Origin of the sequence: Glutamicibacter sp., from assembly GCF_050701915.1 — a bacterium.
In the GTDB taxonomy this organism is placed as follows: domain Bacteria; phylum Actinomycetota; class Actinomycetes; order Actinomycetales; family Micrococcaceae; genus Glutamicibacter.
Genome location: NZ_JBOGEG010000016.1, coordinates 67,204 through 83,212 on the forward strand (window position 1 = coordinate 67,204; position 16,009 = coordinate 83,212).

Consider the following 16,009-nt stretch of genomic DNA (forward strand, 5'->3'; position numbering starts at 1 on the left):
CGGCCACAGACCGAAATCCATGCCATGCCAAAGAGAGCGCACCGCAACTACCGGGACGTCGTTAGGCGCCGTAGCCCGTGCGCACCTCTCAGACTATCCCGACTTTCGCAAACTTCCCACTTTTACAGCACGTAGAGAAACTCGCGATCCCTGCCGGGAGCCATCCGAATGTGACGTGGAAAACACGGAAGACCGGTTGACTAGTCCACGATTTCCAGCGGTGCATAGCGCAGCAATAGTCTCTTTTCAGAGTCCGGGAACTGCACCTTGGCCACAGTCTTGTCGCCTGCGCCTTCTAAAGCAATAACAGTGCCCAAGCCAAACGAGGAATGTTTAACATTTTGCCCGACTTCAGGGATTGTAATGTCCTTATTCTGCACAACTCGCTTCTTGGAAATCGGAGCGGCGTTGTGCCCTCGTTCCGGTTGCGCCGAAGCCGAACCTGCACCCCAATGGCTGCCACGTTCATATCTGCTCGTGGCGAAATTCACCGCTGCGTTACCAAAACCGAAGCCCATTCCTCCGCCAGAGCCCTCGCTCTTCCAGTCGATCAGCTCGCCCGGAACCTCTTCCAGGAACTGGCTCGCAGGGTTGTACTGGGCCTGTCCCCAGAGGCTGCGCTGTTCGGCACGGGTCAGGTACAGGCGCTCACGGGCACGCGTCAGGCCGACATAGGCCAAGCGGCGTTCTTCGGCAAGTTCCTTTTCGTCGGTCATTGAACGCTGGTGCGGGAAGACACCGTGCTCCATGCCGGTCAGGAAGACCACCGGGAATTCCAAGCCCTTGGCAGTATGCAGGGTCATCAAGGTGACCACGCCTTCCTGCGCGGCCATCGCTGCTCCCTCATCGTCGCTGGGAGCCTCTGGAATCTGGTCGGCATCGGCTACGAGGGCAACGCGCTCCAGGAAACCTTCGAGACCGCCTTCTGGTTCTTCGTTCACGTAGTCACGGACCACGGCAACCAATTCGGCAAGGTTCTCCACACGCGACTCATCCTGCGGATCCGAAGAGAGGCGAAGGGTCTCCAGGTATCCGGTCTGCTCAAGCACTGCTTCAAGGGCCTCTGCCGGGCCTGAGCCTTCTGCCACGGTTTTCAAGTCATCCATCATTGAGACAAACGCAGCGGTCATCTTGATTCCGCGGGTTCCCAATCCCGGTGCTTCATCTGAACGGCGCAATGCGTCCATGAAGGAAACGCGATCCCGTTCAGCCAACGCTGCCACGGCGCCTTCGGCACGGTCGCCGATGCCGCGCTTGGGCTCATTGAGAATACGGCGAACGTTGATGTCATCGTCCGGGTTCACCAAGGCGCGCAGGTAGGCCAGCGCGTCCTTGATTTCCTTGCGGTCGTAGAAGCGGGTGCCGCCAACTACGCGGTACTTCAGGTCCACGCGCATCAACTGCTCTTCCAGTGCACGCGATTGGGCGTTGGTGCGGTAGAAGATCGCCACGTCGCCTGGGCGGACGTCCTCGTCATCATTCAAACGCAGGATTTCTTCGGCAATCCAGCGTGCTTCGTCGGATTCCGATTCACCGACATAACCGGTGATCTTCTCGCCGTCGCCGCTGGCAGTCCACAGCTTCTTGTCATTGCGGTCGGGGTTTCGCTTGATGACCTCGTTGGCAGCGGACAGAATCGTCTGGGTGGAACGATAGTTCTGTTCCAGCTTGATGGTTGCCGCGTTCGGATAGTCCTTTTCGAAGTCGACGATGTTGCGGATATCGGCACCGCGGAAAGCGTAAATCGACTGGTCCGAGTCGCCTACAACGGTCAACTCGCCAGGGACGGTATCCCCTTCGGCCCCGGTGAGTTCACGCACCAGAGAGTACTGGGCGTGGTTAGTATCCTGGTATTCGTCGATGAGCACATGGCGGAACCGGCGGCGGTAGTTATCGGCCACTCGCGGGAACGCACGGAACATGTAGACAACCTGTCCTATCAGGTCGTCGAAGTCCATGGCGTTGGCAGCGCGCAGGCGACGGGTGTAGCCACGGTAGACCTCGGAAACTGCTCGCGAGAACGGATCATTGGTATTGCTCGTCGCCGCGTAGTCTTCATCGTCAATCAGCTCATTCTTCAACGAGGAAATCTTGTGGGCAATCGCTTTCGGTGTGAAACGCTTCGGGTCAATCTCCAAGGACTTGGCGACTAAGGTGATCAGGCGCAGCGAATCAGTGGAGTCATAGATTGAGAAGTTTGATTTCATTCCAATGGTGGCCGCCTCGCGACGCAAAATACGCACGCATGAGGAGTGGAAAGTAGAGATCCACATCTTCTTCGCTTGCTCGTCGCCAATAAGTTCAGCGGCTCGTTCACGCATTTCGGCAGCCGCTTTGTTGGTGAAGGTAATCGCCAAGATTTCGTGTGGTCGAGCACGCCCGGTCGCCAAGAGGTAGGCAATGCGGTGCGTAAGCACACGGGTCTTTCCGGAACCAGCGCCAGCCACGATCAGCAACGGTCCGCCAGCATAACGAACTGCTTCTTCCTGCTGCGGGTTCATGCCGACCAAAAGCTCCTCAGCAGTGGGCATGACCTGCTGTGCGGTATCCGGGGCGAAATCGTCAAAAAGGAAATCCATGATGTAGCCAGTCTACGTGGAGCACCGGACACTTTTCAGTGTGCGCGGGAAAGCCCACGCAGTTGGCCGGGCATAATAGAAGATATGGCAAAGAAGGTCAGGAAAAGCAAAGAATATCGCAAGCCTCAGCAGTTCGCCCAGCAGCCGAACCAGCCGCATGGCGTGAATATGGGGCCAGGCAAGGTGCAAAGCACTTCCCACGAGAACGGTTCGAACCCGATGTTGTTGATCTCGGTGGGCTTGATCATAGGCGCTACGCTATTCGCGTACTACCATCTGCTCACGATGGTGCAGATGCAGGACCTCAGTGGTTCTCTGGCGATGCCCGATCAGCGGATTTTCGGCTACACCGTCAGCGACATAGAAGCATTGCGGGGCGCCATGGATGAAGATGCTGTTGGCCAGCTCAACTACTTGCACAAGACTGCTGGTTTCCTCTTCCCGATGTTTACCGCTGTCTTCTCCATGCTGTTGTTCATCCGCTGGATTCCTAACCGCCAGACGCGTTGGCTGGCATGGGTTGCCCCGCTGGGCTTCGCGGCAGTTGATATTTGGGAGAACTTCGCAATTGATGCCCTGTTCACTGGAGACCTCAGTGAAGGTGCTGTCGTTTTGGCATCGATCCTCACAACCATCCGCTGGGCACTGCTGATCATCACTGCGGGCCTTGTTGTAGGTCTTGGCGCTGTCCGTGCCAATCGCGCGCTCAAGGCAAAGATGCTCGCAATTCGTGAGGGTACTGCTTAAGCCAGTGCGTGAGAATTACACCCCGGACATCCTAGTAAGATAGTGTTGTTGGTGTTTTCACGCCCATGCCCCTGTAGCTCAGTAGGATAGAGCGACCCTCTCCTAAAGGGTAGGCCGTCGGTTCGATTCCGGCCAGGGGCACAATTAGAGCCTTGTTTCCAGTCTCCCGACTGGAAATAAGGCTCTTGTCGTTACTACGGCATTAAACACTGCGGGTACGTTCCATCCGGAACCTACCCGCAGTGTTTAGGTTTGAGTCTCGCTTAACGCAGCAGCAGCGCGGTCGCCTTCGGCGACAGCGAAGCGTCCATGACCACGCAAGCGCCACCGATGGCGCCGACGTTGGAGCCGAGCTCGGAGGTGCGGGTTTCGATTTCATGCACTCCGCGCAGAGCGAAGCGGCGGCCAATGGCGTCGCGGACTTGATCGTCGACCAGTTCGGATACCTTTTCCCACTGTGGACCGCCGAAGACGACTTCGCGAACGTCCAGCGAGTTTGCAAGCTGGCCGGCAACTTCGCCAACCTTGATCATGGCTTCGGTGACCAGTTCCTTGGCGACCTTGTTGCCTTCGTGGGCCAGCTCGTAGAGGCGGTTCATTCCGGCAGCGCGCTGTTCCGGGCCAACGATTTCGTAGCTTGGCAGTTCCAGCCCGCGTTCCTTGGCCTGCGCCGCGATGAATTCGTAGGAGGTTCCGGAAGCGAGGCAATCCTCCGCACCGCATTCTTCGCAGGCCACAGATTTGTAACCGGTCGAGTAGTGGCCGATTTCTCCCGCGTTGTTGCTCGCACCGTGGTGGACATCGCCATTGAATACGAGACCAGCGCCGAAGCCGTGACCGCAGTAAATGAAGACGAAATCGTTGTTCTTCTCTTCCTTGGACTGCCACAGTTCTCCAACTGCTGAAGCAATGGTGTCCTTTTCGATGATGACCTGCAGGCGCAACAACTTACGCAGTGGGTTCACCAGTTCAACATCGGCCCACCCATCGAGCAGTGGCGGGTTCAGCACCACTCCTTCTTCGACGTTTACCGGGCCCGGAACAGCAATGCCGACACCGACGATGTGCTTCTTTGGCACACGGATCTCAGCAATGAGTTCCTTAACGGTGGTTGCCATGAGCTGGACAGTTTCGGTAGCTACTTCGAGGTTGGGAACTTCGATGCGACGTTCGCGCAGAACTTCACCGCGCAGGTTCATTGCGACGAAGGTCAGCACGCTGGGGTCGAGGTGGATGCCAATGGAAACGAGACGGTTGCCTTCGAGCTCCAGAACGGTGCGAGGCTTGCCTGGGCCGGAGACGATAGTGCGGTCTTCTCGGACGATTCCGTCATCCAGCAAGCGGCGGACGACGTTGGAAATGGTCTGTGGGGACAGACCAGTCGAACCGGCCAGTTCAACGCGGCTAATTCCTTCTGGTGCCCGTCGAATTGACTCGAGAATTACGGCTTGGTTGAAGTCTCCCAAGCGCCCTAGATTTGTACCCCGTCGCATTTATTGCTCCATTGATCTGTAAAGTTGATGGATCGATCTTTCAATTCCAACGTTTTCGGTAGTCATCAATACTTCGGTTAGATACTGCGAGTAAAGTAACCATGATGAACTAGAACTAAAACCGTTGGAGATCCAATTAAGCACGTTACCATCTCTAACTCATATAAACACGCGATATTGTGTTTTAGTGAAGAAAAATTTGACGATCTCAGCGGCCTGTTTAATCAACAACCAAGGAGAAATCCTCCTGGTTCGCAAGCGTGGAACAACGAAGTTCATGCAACCTGGCGGCAAACCGGAAACCGGGGAAACAGCGTTACAAACTATCATTCGAGAAATTCGTGAAGAATTGGGTCTCAGCTTCACCGCTGACGAGCTGCGATTCGATGGCGAATGGATCGGACCGGCTGCCAACGAGGCAGACACACTGATTCACGCCTCTTTATACAGTGCAGCCTTCGATGGCGAACTCGCCCCGTTAGCAGAATTGGAAGAGCTGCTGTGGATCGATCCACAGGTGGCTTTAGAACGCGACGATCTAGCTCCGTTGCTTCGCGACCACGTCCTGCCGCTAGCCATTGAACGCAGCAAGAAATAAGCGCCGCTGGGTTTCGCCGAAAAGCGACGGGTCAGCGGCTAGCTTGCGTGCAGGTATTCGCCCCATGCCGCATCAACATGCTGCAGCCCCGATACCAGGTGGCCAGCAACCCGTGGACGATGCGGGGTAATACGCAATTGCCAGCCCAATTGCGAGAGCATCTTGTCCGCTTTGCGGCTGTTGCAATGCAGGCAAGCGGCCACGAGGTTCTCCCAGGTGTTCTGGCCTCCCCTGCTGCGGGGAATGACGTGATCAATCGTATTGGCAGCCTTGCCGCAATACGCGCAGGTAAAAGCGTCCCTGCGCAAAACGCCCCTACGGGTGACATGTTGCATGTCCCGGTAAGGGCGTCGTACATAGCGTTTCAGAACGATGACAGTTGGCCGTGGTAAGTCTCCATGAGAACTGCGAACGGGGGCGAGATCATCTTGGAGAACGATGCTCGCTTTTTCGGTCATGACGAGCACTAGTGCTCGACGGAATGTCACAACAGCTAGTGGTTCGTATCCTGCGTTTAATACCAATGTTCGCATTGCTCGTACTACCTTCATGAACCGATGGCCACCATCTGGCATTGATGGAGCTCGCGTTCTGCTCGGAGTGTCTCTAAGCGCTAGCCTATGCGATGCTTCGGATTATTGGTGAGTACCTAACCAAGAAATTGTCTTCTTTTCATCGCTTTGATGCCCGTAGTTCATCTGGTTAAACGAACATAGGCCATCGGATGTCTTTCTCATCCGATGGCCTATGCAAAGCTTTGGAGCTTAGCCAGCTAAGGTGTAGTAGCCGTACAGCGGGTTGCGCGAAACCGAGTGGATCATGGTGTCCACGGTTGGGTTCTGCGCACCGATCATCTGGCCGCCACCCAGGTAGATGCCGACGTGGCCGCCACCGTTCTGGAATACCAAGTCGCCTGGCTTAGGGTTGCTGGTGCGAACGAACTGGCCGGATCCGAGGATAGCCGAGGTGCCGCGAGCAATGTTGATGCCATGCTGTGCGTATACGTACTTGACGAAGCCGGAGCAATCCCAACCGCTTGGACCGTTGCCGCCCCATACGTATGGAACGCCAACATACTTGGCAGCGGTTCCTGCGATGCCGGAAAGGTTGGAGCTCTGTACAGGAGTTTCAGCCTTTGGCTGAGCCTTCTGCTGCGGGGCCGATTCCTGTCCACCCGAACGGCTCTGACGAGTCATTGGGGCCATCGAATCAGAGGTACCCGAGCTGTTGCTGCTGGCTTCAGCGTTACCCGAGTTGCTGCTGCGGGTAGTTGGGGTGATGTCATTCGAAACTGCAATGACAACAGGCTCTGGCTTCTCTTCCGCGGTGAAGCTAGCGCGCTCGATTGCGACGTCAGCCTTCTTGTCAGCAGCTACCTTCACTGCCTTGACTGCAACGCGCTCTGGGTTGATAGTGTCAACAGGCGATGCGGAAACGTCGCGTGGGGCGGTTGCCTGACCTGGCACACCCAAAGTAACGATCAAGCCGGATGCTGCAGCGACAACGGCAGCCTGGCGGCCTACCGAGCCAGCGTTGGATGCTACGGCCTGTGAAATCGCCTGTAGCGAATTGGTGCGTGGTACGTCGGCGCGGCGACGTCCGCGTGCATGACTCTTGGTCAAAATATTGCCTCTCCTTGATACCTACGAGGTAAGCTGTCGGGTTCGAAGTGGAGTTACCTCGGTGGATTCGAAGTTGCCTTCTCTATCCACTTCACCCCTAGGGTTGTTAGCCAAAACTAACGACCCGATATTGGTTCCCCCGCCACTGCCGTACGAGTTGTGTATAACTACTCATTGCGTGTTGGCAGTGCTCGGTTCTCACGCAATGATGCCCAGGGATCCCCATGGCACGCATACAAGACTATAGGAAGTTTTTTGAAATGTCACGTTTTGATCACGGAATGGTGACGAACGTCGTTATAACCAACCTGCTGGGTCTTTGAACTGACCATCAACGATCACTTCGAAGTGCACGTGAGGTCCGGTCGAATTGCCAGTACTGCCGGCCAACGCAACAACGTCACCGCGCTTAACCTTCTGACCGACCTTCACAACCAACTGGCTGTTGTGGCTGTACCCGGTTTCCAGGCCGTTGCCGTGGTCAAGGGTGATGCGGTTGCCGGAGTGCCCAGCCCAACCCGAGACGGTCACAACGCCGTCAGCTGCTGCGTAAACCTTGGTACCGCTTGGCACGCCGTAGTCGGTGCCGCTATGGATCATGAAGCCGGGACCAGTTGGGTTCTTGCGGTGCCCAAACGTCGAGGTGATGCGCTTCGTGGTAACCGGTGCACCGAGCAGGCCCGAGGTGTCCTTGATGGCCGTGACGCTACCGCCCGAAGCGGTCATGATCTCGGCGAACTTCTCTTCCTTGGCAACTTCGGTGTTCAGCTCGGAGGTCAAGGCTGCGCGCTCCACGGACAGTTCCGCATTTCCGGTTGGTGCAGTTACATCTACAACTGCGGAAGTCGCGGTGCGCTGAGCTGCAACCTCAACGGCCTTGTTCTCTTCCCCATTGCCGGAAAGCTGCGGAGTTACGGCGGCAAGCGCCAGACCCGAAACGGCTGCTACTGCAGCCACCTTGTGGGCGAATCCACGGTGGGTGGACTTCTGAACCTTTGACTTAAGGCTCGAAATGAATGCGACATTGCCTGCGGCTTCAACCGGGGCCGGCTTGCCGGCAGGCGCTTGAACAGCTCCTGGCAGTGCAACGACGTTGCTCGCGGTATTCTTGCCGGCCAGCAGGGTCTGGTCAGGAGCAACGCCGTAGCGCTGCATGGAGTCGAATCGTCGACCAACAAAATCTTCATGTACCGGCTTGACCGGTGCAATCATCGGGACGGTGGCAGCAGCACGTGCTGCTCGGCGCCCGCCGGTACGCTCAGCGGTCGAAGCGGTGACTTCTGCAATCACATCTACTTCGACGTCGGCAGCGCGGCGACGTCCCGCAGTCTTGGTTTCTACCAAAACATTCCTCTCACTGTTGCGCCTACGAAGTTAGCTGTCGGGTTCGGCTATTGAGAATGAGCCGGCCTGCTAGACGCAGAACTTCACCCCAAGGCGTTTGCACGCCGGAAAGTGGGTCCCCCGTTATTGCCCTCAAGATTTGGTGACCGTTTCTGGCGCAGGGCAACACTAGGCGGTCGCACCAGAAATGGATAGAGCCGGCTAGATCGCTAGCTCCAATGCTTAACGCTACCTGTCAACGGCGAAAGTTACAATTTCGTTATCTTTTCCGGGACTTTACAAATACGTGTGCGCTTACCTCTACGGGCAGCTCCAGCGCACCTTCGATGCCTTCCACGCGCACTACAACGTAGTCGTCGGCGCGCTCCAAGGTGACAATCGCGCCTGGGCGGATTCCACCTTCGTTCAGTTGTCCGAGCAGGATTGGGTCCGTTTGGATCGGTTCGGCCAGACGCTCAATCGCCACCGGGCCGGTGTTTCCGGAAAGCAGAGCATCATCCAAATTCTCTACTTCATGTGAGATTTCGCCCACATTAGGGCCACCGAGCACTTCCAGACCCGGAATTGGGTTGCCGTAGGGCGACACAGTTGGCTTGCCCAGAAGATCAAAGAGCCGACGCTCAACGCGTTCACTCATCACGTGCTCCCAGCGGCACGCTTCATCGTGCACGTACTCCCAGTCCAAGCCGATGATGTCCGACAGCAGACGCTCAGCCAGGCGATGCTTGCGCATCACGCCCGTAGCCAATTCGTGACCTTTCTCGGTCAACGCAAGGTGGCGGTCGGTCGATACGATAACCAAGCCATCGCGCTCCATGCGAGCAACTGTTTGCGACACGGTCGGGCCCGAGTGGCCAAGACGCTCTGCAATTCGGGCGCGAAGTGCCACGATCTCCTCTTCTTGAAGCTCAAGAATGGTACGCAGATACATCTCGGTTGTATCGATAAGATCAGACACGGCAGTCGCTCCTGGAAGTCACAACAATTAAGTTCGCTCGAAATTTACGTGGCGTCGATATCCCACTCTACTTGGTCGGAGCTGCAGAAAGCTCTGTAACCCGCCAAGCCCTCGGCGTAACCGACCGACGCGCTTTTCTCACGACCCCCCGCTATTTGCGAAGATATCTATTGAAACGCCAAGGCTATCTATCAATATTCCAAACCATGGGTAATGGTGGCCGTTATGGCACTTCAATCTATCGCTACAAGAGGAGCGCGATGAGCACGGATATCAACATTCCAGAAAACCTTCTGCCCGCCGATGGTCGATTCGGTGCAGGACCTTCCAAGGTTCGCGCAGAACAGATCCAGGCCATCGTCGATGCTGGCGCCGAGCTGCTGGGCACGTCCCACCGCCAGGCTCCGGTCAAGAACCTCGTAGCTTCGGTGCAGGACGGACTGAAGGAAATGTTCAGCGCACCAGAGGGGTACGAAGTTCTTCTCGGAGTGGGTGGATCCACCGCATTCTGGGATGCCGCTGCATTCAGCCTGGTCCGTTCCAAGGCGCAGCATCTGTCCTTCGGTGAATTCGGCTCGAAATTCGCTAAAGCCACCGACAAGGCACCATTCCTGGAACCTTCCTCCATCATTGTCGGCGAGCCGGGCACCGTGCCTGAGCCAGTCGCCGAAGCCGACGTAGACCTCTACGCGTGGCCGCACAATGAGACCTCCACCGGTGCTGCGGCACCGATCAAGCGCGTTGCTGGCGCCAACGACGATGCACTGGTAGTCATCGACGCCACCAGCGCCGCCGGCGGCCTGGACGTCGATTTGGCCGAGACCGATGTGTACTATTTCGCTCCGCAGAAGAACTTCGCTTCCGACGGCGGCCTGTGGCTGGCTTTCGTTTCCCCTGCCGCCATTGCCCGCATCGAGGAAATCGCAGCAACCGACCGCTGGATCCCTGACTTCTTGAACCTGGCGACCGCGCTGGATAACTCCTTGAAGAACCAGACCTACAATACCCCGTCGCTGACCACTCTTGTTGGCCTGGATGCACAGATCAAGTGGATCAATGCCAACGGCGGCCTGCAGTGGGCGGCAGCGCGCACGGCACAGTCGGCTGGCAAGATCCGGGCTTGGGCCGAGGCTTCCGAGATCGCTTCCCCTTATGTGGCCGACCCAGCGCACCGCTCGAATGTCATCTCCACCATTGACTTCGCCGACTCGGTCGACGCCTCGGCAATTGCCAAGGCACTGCGCGCTAACGGCGTTGTCGATGTGGAGCCATACCGCAAGCTGGGCCGCAACCAGCTGCGTATCGCCACGTTCGTTGCGATCGAGCCAAGCGACGTCGAGGCACTGCTCAAGTGCATCGACTACGTTATCGAGCAGCTCTAAGAACCCGTCGATTAAAGCCAAAGACCTTCGCACGGCGATTCATCATCGTTGTGCGAAGGTCTTTGTCGCTATTGCCTAGTTTTCCTTGCGCGTGCGGTTGCGCTGCGCTGCCCGGCGACGGGCTGCGGTGCGCTGCGCCGTGCGACGGCGGCGTACCTGTCGACGTGCCGGCGACTTATGGGGCTGCACGGCATCATCGTCATTTTCGGTGCCGTCCGCTTCGGCTTCGGAATCCAGGTCCTGCGCCTCAGTGACTGGATCCGATGAATCCGGCTCCCTGGTTGGCTCCGCGGCTTCAGAACCTTCGGATTCCCCGTCGGTCCCGGCCACGTCTGCTGCGGCATCGGCAGCATTGGCTGCTTCAATCTCTTCCTTGGCCAGGCGGTCCGCCCATGGCACCCATGCCGGAGCGAGCAGTGACTGCTCCCCTGCAATGATGCCTACTTCGCAAACGGTCAGGTCCTTGGATTTTGCCCGTGACACCCGCGCAAGGGTGGCGAACCAGGTCCATCCTTGATATCCCGTCTTATGGGAGACAAAACGATGGGTGACAAGTCGCTCACCTTCCGCCGTGACGCCTAGGTGTTCGCCGACTTCTGACGCACCGGCAATTTCTGCGAGCGCGCCGCGAGCAGTATCCACTGCCTCGGCGAGGATGGTGTCCAACTTGGGTTTACGGGCCATTATTTATGCGTCCAGATCGTCGGCTACCGCACGAAGTACGGTAGCAACCTTCTTGCCATATGCCTGTTCAGGATAACGCCCATTGCGCAAGCTATTGGAAACGTTGTCGAGCAGCTTAATTAGATCTTCGATCAGCACAGCCTCAGCTTCCGGCTTCTTGCGCTTGGCACGAGCGACCGAAGGGGCCGCTTCCAGCAGACGCAAGCTCAGTGCCTGTGGGCCGCGACGGCCTTCGGCAACGCCGAATTCCAGGCGCGTTCCGGGGCGCAGGTCATGCACGCCTTCGGGCAATGCCGCGGCATTGACGTAGATCTCTTTGCCATCTTCGGCGGTGATAAAACCGAAGCCCTTGGCCTTTTCGTACCACTTAACCTTGCCGCTAGGCATGATCACTTACCTCGTTCGTTCTTTAACTAAGCTGCATGGCCGAGGCCTGCTCAGCGCCATGCATATTCATATGTGCGATCCAGCGGAGCCACTGCCGGAATTCATCTGTGCTTCTTGCCGGGTGCTCAATCTGCTGGATCGCTTCAAGTCCTTTATCTAAGATTATGTCATCTCTCGTCCAGTGAATTCATCATTGCCCGCCATTCTTCGCATTCCGCCTGTTACCCAAGGCTCCGAGGCTAAACTTGGTAGCGTGAGCGATTCATCCAAAACCATGACCGTACTTTCTCGAATGGCGATTATCATCGCCGTCCTTTCCGCCTTGGCGCTGGTAGGAACCCTCGTCTTCTACTTCCAGGATCTCGCCATCCCGCCACTGCTGATGCTCTTTGCGCGCTTGGGCTTGCCAGCGGCATTCATCCTGGCCGCTATCGTGGTCTTCGGAAACGTCGCCAAACGCCGAAAAAACTAGGCACCTACCCCAGCGTTCACTCAGCGGACTCCCAGACTTCTTCGGCACACTGGGGTTCATGAGTCCAAAAACTGCTGAGGCAAAACTTCTCGTTGTTGATGACGAGCCAAATATCCGCGAATTGCTCTCCACTTCCCTGCGCTTTGCAGGCTTCGAAGTTGTCGCTGCTGCCAACGGACGCGAAGCACTCGCCGCCGTTGAAGCCGAGGAACCGGACCTGGCTGTCCTGGACGTGATGCTTCCGGACATGGATGGTTTCACCATCACCCGGAAGCTGCGCGCCGCTGGCCGCCACTTCCCGGTGCTGTTCCTGACCGCGCGCGACGACACCAGCGACAAGGTCACCGGCCTGACCGTCGGCGGCGATGACTATGTCACCAAGCCCTTCAGCCTGGATGAAGTGGTAGCCCGCATCCGAGCTGTCCTGCGTCGTACCGCCAATGGCGAGGACGAGAACGCGACCATTATCGTTGCCGACCTTGAGCTGGATGACGACGCCCATGAGGTGCGCCGCGCCGGGGAGATCATAGACCTTTCCCCCACCGAGTTCAAGCTGCTGCGTTACCTGATGATGAACCCGAACCGCGTACTGTCCAAGTCGCAGATCTTGGATCATGTCTGGGAATACGACTTCAACGGCGATGCCTCGATCGTGGAGTCTTACATTTCCTACCTGCGTCGCAAGGTCGACCGCCCAGAATGGCCTGCACTGATCCAGACCAAGCGCGGTGTCGGCTACCTGATGCGCACCCCAGACCGCCGCTAACGGCACACGTAACGGTCCGCGCCAATAATTGAAGGCCTTGTAAAGTCAGCATATGAAGTCATTTCGAGCCCAGTGGCGTCGCACCTCGTTGCGGACCAAACTGGTCACGGTCATGTTTGGACTGATGATCGTCGCGATCTTCGCTACCGCCATCGGCTCGGCGCACACGCTGAGGATCGCGATGACCAGCCAGATCGACAAGCAGCTGAACGTGTCCAAGTCGACGATGGCTTATGGGCTCAACAAGGCCTACCTCTACTCCCTGAACGAGGACAACGGCAGCCATGATGCCTTGGATGTCGATGCCACGCTGCTCGGGCTCAGCAGCGCCTACGCTGACATTCGCGACCAGGACGGCGAGATCGTTTACGTGATGCCGCGTTCGCGGGTCGGTCCTTCCAACGGCACGGACCTGCCGCTGCTTAATATGGAGCAGATCCAGCAGCTGGCAGCCCACCCGAACTCCCCTGCCACGGTCCCCGGCGCTTTCCCCACTTCCGCTGGTTGGCGTACGGTCATGATCCCGTTGAAGAGCAGCGAGCTGAACCTGTTCTTGTCCATGCCGCTGGACAATGTGAACCGTACCGTACGCCAAACTGCGGTGCTGGTGCTCTCCACCGGCACGCTTGCGGCCCTGCTGATGTCGATGATCGCCTACGGGCTCACCGGGCGTTCGCTCAAGCCGCTGATCAATGTGGAGCGCACTGCCTCGATGATCGCCGATGGCGATCTGTCCCAGCGCGTGAAGGACTATCCTGCAGAGACCGAAGTGGGCAGGCTCTCGCGCTCGCTCAACGCCATGCTGGCCCAAATTGAAAAAGCGTTCAACGACCGTGAAGCTTCCGAGCAGAAGATGCGCCGCTTCATCCAGGACGCCTCGCATGAGCTGCGTACCCCGTTGGTAACCATCCAGGGCTACTCGGAGTTCTACCGCTACGGCGGGCTTGCGGATCCCGAGGCCATGGACTCGGCGATGGGCCGTATCGAAAGCGAATCCAAGCGCATGGCCCGCCTGGTTGAAGACCTCTTGATGCTCGCCCGCCTGGATGAGCAACGCCCCATGGAAAAACAGCCAGTGGATTTGCTGGTCCTCGGCCAGGACGCGGTGGAAGACACCAAGGTCCGCGCGCCGGACCGTACCGTAAAACTTGTGGGGCTCGTGTCCGAACGCCCAAGCCCAGCGAGCACCGTCGGTGATGATGCCCGTATCCGGCAGATCATTGCCAACCTGCTCACCAACGCGCTGCGCTACACCCCGGAAGGTTCCCCACTGGAAATTGCCGTCGGTGTGCGTTCATTGGTGGCTGGAACGTTGGACGCTGTCGTTGAAATTCGTGACCACGGCCCGGGTATCCCGGCCGAGGATTCCAAGCGCATCTTTGAACGCTTTTACCGCTCCGATAGCTCGCGCCAACGCGAGACCGGCGGTTCCGGTCTGGGCTTGGCCATTGTTGCGGCCATCGTCCAGCAGCATGGTGGTTCGGTGGCGTTGGCAGATACCCCTGGCGGCGGCGCAACGATGTCCATCTCGATGCCCTACGTACCGCTTCGCGAACCGAAAGCACCGGAAGTCGACGATACAGAAGACTAGCTTCGTTGATCTTCTCCACACCCCGTGCCGGCTTTGCCCAGCACGGGGTGTGGTGTTTCTAAGGTGAGTGCATCAGTGATCAAACCGCTCATTTTAGAAAGGATGATTTCAGTGAGTACGTTCTCCACCAACACCGGCGAAATGCAGGTTAAATCCCAGGCCGTCATGAACACCATTGACCGGCTGCGCAATGAAGTCTCGACCATGCAGATGAACCTGGACCAGCTGCAAAGCACCTGGCAGGGTTCCGCGGCGGCCTCCTTCCAATCGATCGTGGCCGAATGGCGGTCAACCCATGTGCAGATCGAAGAGGCACTGAGCAGCATTGCCACGGCACTGAACCACGCCTCCATGCAGTACGAAGAGGTCGAACAGGTCAACACCTCGCTGTTCCGATACTGAAAAGCACAAGCGCAACGGCCGGTTGATCAGTAGGCTTAGCCTTATGAGCATTCTGATCGACCCGCCGCGCTGGCCTGCCCACGGCACGCTCTTTGCCCACTTGGTGTCGGATACTTCATTGGCCGAACTGCATCAGTTCGCCGGGCAACAAGAAATCTCTCGCCGCGCTTTCGACCGGGACCACTACGATGTGCCTCTCGAACGCTACGATCGGCTAGTTGCAGCTGGCGCCCTTGAAGTCTCCGGATCCGAGCTGGTCCGCGCGCTGGTTAAGTCCGGGATTCGGATACCAGCCAAATACCGTCCGGAGAAGCTGGGAGCGATCCTCTCCCGCCGTTGGTCCCGTACCTTGCCTACCGAGCCTCAGCTCGGAACCGAGCTGTTGGGGTATTGGTCCGAGAGCCATCGCCACTACCATGACCGGGTGCATCTGCTCTCGGTGCTTGAAGCCGTCGACTGGCTGGCTGAAGACCATGCCGATCCCGAAGAGCTCATGCTGCTTCAACTAGCTGCGTGGTTCCACGATGCCGTTTACGAGGGAACCAGCGAAGACGAATTCAAGTCGGCCATCTTGGCCCGTGAACGGCTTTGGGGAGTCCTTTCCCCCGGTGCGGTCTCGAAGGTCAGCGAACTGGTCATGCTCACCGCCAAGCACGCCCCGGCCGAAACCGATCGCCTGGGCCATGTACTCTGCGATGCCGATCTGGAGGTCCTAGCCCGCCCCGCTCCGGCCTATCAGCGCTATGCAGAGGCGGTCTACAAAGAGTATGGGCATCTCCCTCGCCATGTGCTTGCTTCCGGGCGCAGCAAGATCCTTACGGGGTTGCTAGAGAAAGAACTGATCTACGGTACCCCAGCCGGATATCAGCGCTGGGAGCAGAGCGCTCGAAATAATCTGAGCACCGAGCTGGATCTGTTGCAGAGCTGGCTGTAGTACAACGCTTGCCCCCAGTTAAACGGCCGATGGCCCGGATCCTTCGAAAG

The 16,009-nt window shown here is 57.8% G+C and carries 16 protein-coding genes, 1 tRNA gene and 2 riboswitches; of the genes, 9 read left to right on the forward strand and 8 right to left on the reverse strand.

Going from position 1 to position 16,009, the window contains the following annotated elements; translation table 11 throughout:
- Window positions 1-200 precede the first annotated feature (200 nt).
- The gene (pcrA, locus tag ACRDT3_RS11060) at window positions 201-2,579 is read right to left on the reverse strand and encodes a DNA helicase PcrA (protein WP_431493018.1); all 2,379 of its coding nucleotides are present in this window, start codon (window positions 2,577-2,579) and stop codon (window positions 201-203) included.
- Between the two features lie 84 nt (window positions 2,580-2,663).
- Between pcrA and ACRDT3_RS11065 the strand changes: the two genes are divergently transcribed.
- Both ACRDT3_RS11065 and ACRDT3_RS11070 read left to right on the forward strand, forming a co-directional pair.
- Window positions 2,664-3,326 carry a hypothetical protein gene (locus ACRDT3_RS11065; RefSeq protein ID WP_431493019.1) on the forward strand — a complete coding sequence of 221 codons (663 nt, stop codon included), beginning with the start codon at window positions 2,664-2,666 and terminating at the stop codon, window positions 3,324-3,326.
- 67 nt (window positions 3,327-3,393) lie between these two features.
- Window positions 3,394-3,467: transfer RNA gene (locus ACRDT3_RS11070), tRNA-Arg, on the forward strand.
- A gap of 122 nt (window positions 3,468-3,589) precedes the next feature.
- Here the strand turns inward: ACRDT3_RS11070 and ACRDT3_RS11075 are convergent.
- Window positions 3,590-4,819 carry an ROK family protein gene (locus ACRDT3_RS11075; protein ID WP_431493020.1) on the reverse strand — a complete coding sequence of 410 codons (1,230 nt, stop codon included), beginning with the start codon at window positions 4,817-4,819 and terminating at the stop codon, window positions 3,590-3,592.
- 187 nt (window positions 4,820-5,006) lie between these two features.
- Here ACRDT3_RS11075 and ACRDT3_RS11080 point away from each other — a divergent pair, with 187 nt between their 5' ends.
- Window positions 5,007-5,417: an NUDIX hydrolase gene (locus ACRDT3_RS11080; RefSeq protein WP_431493021.1), complete on the forward strand. Its 411-nt coding sequence runs from the start codon at window positions 5,007-5,009 to the stop codon at window positions 5,415-5,417.
- 38 nt (window positions 5,418-5,455) lie between these two features.
- Here ACRDT3_RS11080 and ACRDT3_RS11085 read toward each other — a convergent pair whose 3' ends face one another.
- From ACRDT3_RS11085 to ACRDT3_RS11100, 4 genes are all read right to left on the reverse strand, one after another.
- Window positions 5,456-5,725 (reverse strand): HNH endonuclease, encoded by a 270-nt coding sequence (locus tag ACRDT3_RS11085; RefSeq protein WP_431493022.1) that lies wholly within the window; start codon window positions 5,723-5,725, stop codon window positions 5,456-5,458.
- Window positions 5,726-6,181: 456 nt separating this feature from the next.
- Window positions 6,182-7,039 (reverse strand): C40 family peptidase, encoded by an 858-nt coding sequence (locus ACRDT3_RS11090; protein WP_431493023.1) that lies wholly within the window; start codon window positions 7,037-7,039, stop codon window positions 6,182-6,184.
- Window positions 7,040-7,042: 3 nt separating this feature from the next.
- Window positions 7,043-7,213, reverse strand: a riboswitch (cyclic di-AMP (ydaO/yuaA leader).
- Between the two features lie 123 nt (window positions 7,214-7,336).
- Window positions 7,337-8,383 carry a M23 family metallopeptidase gene (locus ACRDT3_RS11095; protein WP_431493024.1) on the reverse strand — a complete coding sequence of 349 codons (1,047 nt, stop codon included), beginning with the start codon at window positions 8,381-8,383 and terminating at the stop codon, window positions 7,337-7,339.
- A 4-nt stretch (window positions 8,384-8,387) separates the two neighbouring features.
- A riboswitch (cyclic di-AMP (ydaO/yuaA leader) is annotated at window positions 8,388-8,538 on the reverse strand.
- Between the two features lie 104 nt (window positions 8,539-8,642).
- Window positions 8,643-9,341, reverse strand: a complete 699-nt coding sequence (locus ACRDT3_RS11100; protein WP_431493025.1) for a metal-dependent transcriptional regulator — start codon at window positions 9,339-9,341, stop codon at window positions 8,643-8,645.
- A 260-nt stretch (window positions 9,342-9,601) separates the two neighbouring features.
- Between ACRDT3_RS11100 and serC the strand changes: the two genes are divergently transcribed.
- Window positions 9,602-10,723 (forward strand): phosphoserine transaminase, encoded by a 1,122-nt coding sequence (gene serC / locus ACRDT3_RS11105; RefSeq protein WP_431493026.1) that lies wholly within the window; start codon window positions 9,602-9,604, stop codon window positions 10,721-10,723.
- A 75-nt stretch (window positions 10,724-10,798) separates the two neighbouring features.
- On the opposite strand, the gene ACRDT3_RS11110 is transcribed toward serC, so the two are convergent.
- Entirely contained in the window at window positions 10,799-11,407 is a 609-nt protein-coding gene (locus ACRDT3_RS11110) for a DUF3027 domain-containing protein (protein WP_431493027.1), read from the reverse strand.
- Window positions 11,408-11,410: 3 nt separating this feature from the next.
- Complete coding sequence (locus ACRDT3_RS11115; RefSeq protein ID WP_431493028.1) at window positions 11,411-11,794, reverse strand: cold-shock protein; 384 nt, start codon at window positions 11,792-11,794, stop codon at window positions 11,411-11,413.
- A gap of 253 nt (window positions 11,795-12,047) precedes the next feature.
- Here ACRDT3_RS11115 and ACRDT3_RS11120 point away from each other — a divergent pair, with 253 nt between their 5' ends.
- The 5 genes from ACRDT3_RS11120 (at window position 12,048) to ACRDT3_RS11140 (ending at window position 15,959) form a co-directional block, all read left to right on the forward strand.
- Window positions 12,048-12,266, forward strand: coding sequence for a hypothetical protein (locus tag ACRDT3_RS11120; protein WP_431493029.1), 219 nt, complete (start codon window positions 12,048-12,050; stop codon window positions 12,264-12,266).
- A 58-nt stretch (window positions 12,267-12,324) separates the two neighbouring features.
- On the forward strand, window positions 12,325-13,032 hold the full coding sequence (locus ACRDT3_RS11125) for a response regulator transcription factor (protein ID WP_105659125.1): 708 nt from the start codon (window positions 12,325-12,327) through the stop codon (window positions 13,030-13,032).
- A gap of 52 nt (window positions 13,033-13,084) precedes the next feature.
- Entirely contained in the window at window positions 13,085-14,623 is a 1,539-nt protein-coding gene (locus ACRDT3_RS11130) for an ATP-binding protein (protein ID WP_431493030.1), read from the forward strand.
- A 102-nt stretch (window positions 14,624-14,725) separates the two neighbouring features.
- Window positions 14,726-15,025, forward strand: coding sequence for a WXG100 family type VII secretion target (locus ACRDT3_RS11135; RefSeq protein ID WP_431493031.1), 300 nt, complete (start codon window positions 14,726-14,728; stop codon window positions 15,023-15,025).
- 43 nt (window positions 15,026-15,068) lie between these two features.
- Complete coding sequence (locus tag ACRDT3_RS11140; RefSeq protein WP_431493032.1) at window positions 15,069-15,959, forward strand: DUF4031 domain-containing protein; 891 nt, start codon at window positions 15,069-15,071, stop codon at window positions 15,957-15,959.
- The last annotated feature ends 50 nt before the right edge of the window (window positions 15,960-16,009 follow it).

Coding starts and splice junctions, on each gene's coding strand:
- ACRDT3_RS11115 (WP_431493028.1), bottom strand. CDS start 11,794: ATGCCTAGCGGCAAGGTTAAGTGGTACGAAAAGGCCAAGGGCTTCGGT.
- pcrA (WP_431493018.1), bottom strand. CDS start 2,579: ATGGATTTCCTTTTTGACGATTTCGCCCCGGATACCGCACAGCAGGTC.
- ACRDT3_RS11135 (WP_431493031.1), top strand. CDS start 14,726: ATGATTTCAGTGAGTACGTTCTCCACCAACACCGGCGAAATGCAGGTT.
- ACRDT3_RS11140 (WP_431493032.1), top strand. CDS start 15,069: ATGAGCATTCTGATCGACCCGCCGCGCTGGCCTGCCCACGGCACGCTC.
- ACRDT3_RS11110 (WP_431493027.1), bottom strand. CDS start 11,407: ATGGCCCGTAAACCCAAGTTGGACACCATCCTCGCCGAGGCAGTGGAT.
- ACRDT3_RS11075 (WP_431493020.1), bottom strand. CDS start 4,819: ATGCGACGGGGTACAAATCTAGGGCGCTTGGGAGACTTCAACCAAGCC.
- ACRDT3_RS11065 (WP_431493019.1), top strand. CDS start 2,664: ATGGCAAAGAAGGTCAGGAAAAGCAAAGAATATCGCAAGCCTCAGCAG.
- ACRDT3_RS11130 (WP_431493030.1), top strand. CDS start 13,085: ATGAAGTCATTTCGAGCCCAGTGGCGTCGCACCTCGTTGCGGACCAAA.
- ACRDT3_RS11125 (WP_105659125.1), top strand. CDS start 12,325: ATGAGTCCAAAAACTGCTGAGGCAAAACTTCTCGTTGTTGATGACGAG.
- serC (WP_431493026.1), top strand. CDS start 9,602: ATGAGCACGGATATCAACATTCCAGAAAACCTTCTGCCCGCCGATGGT.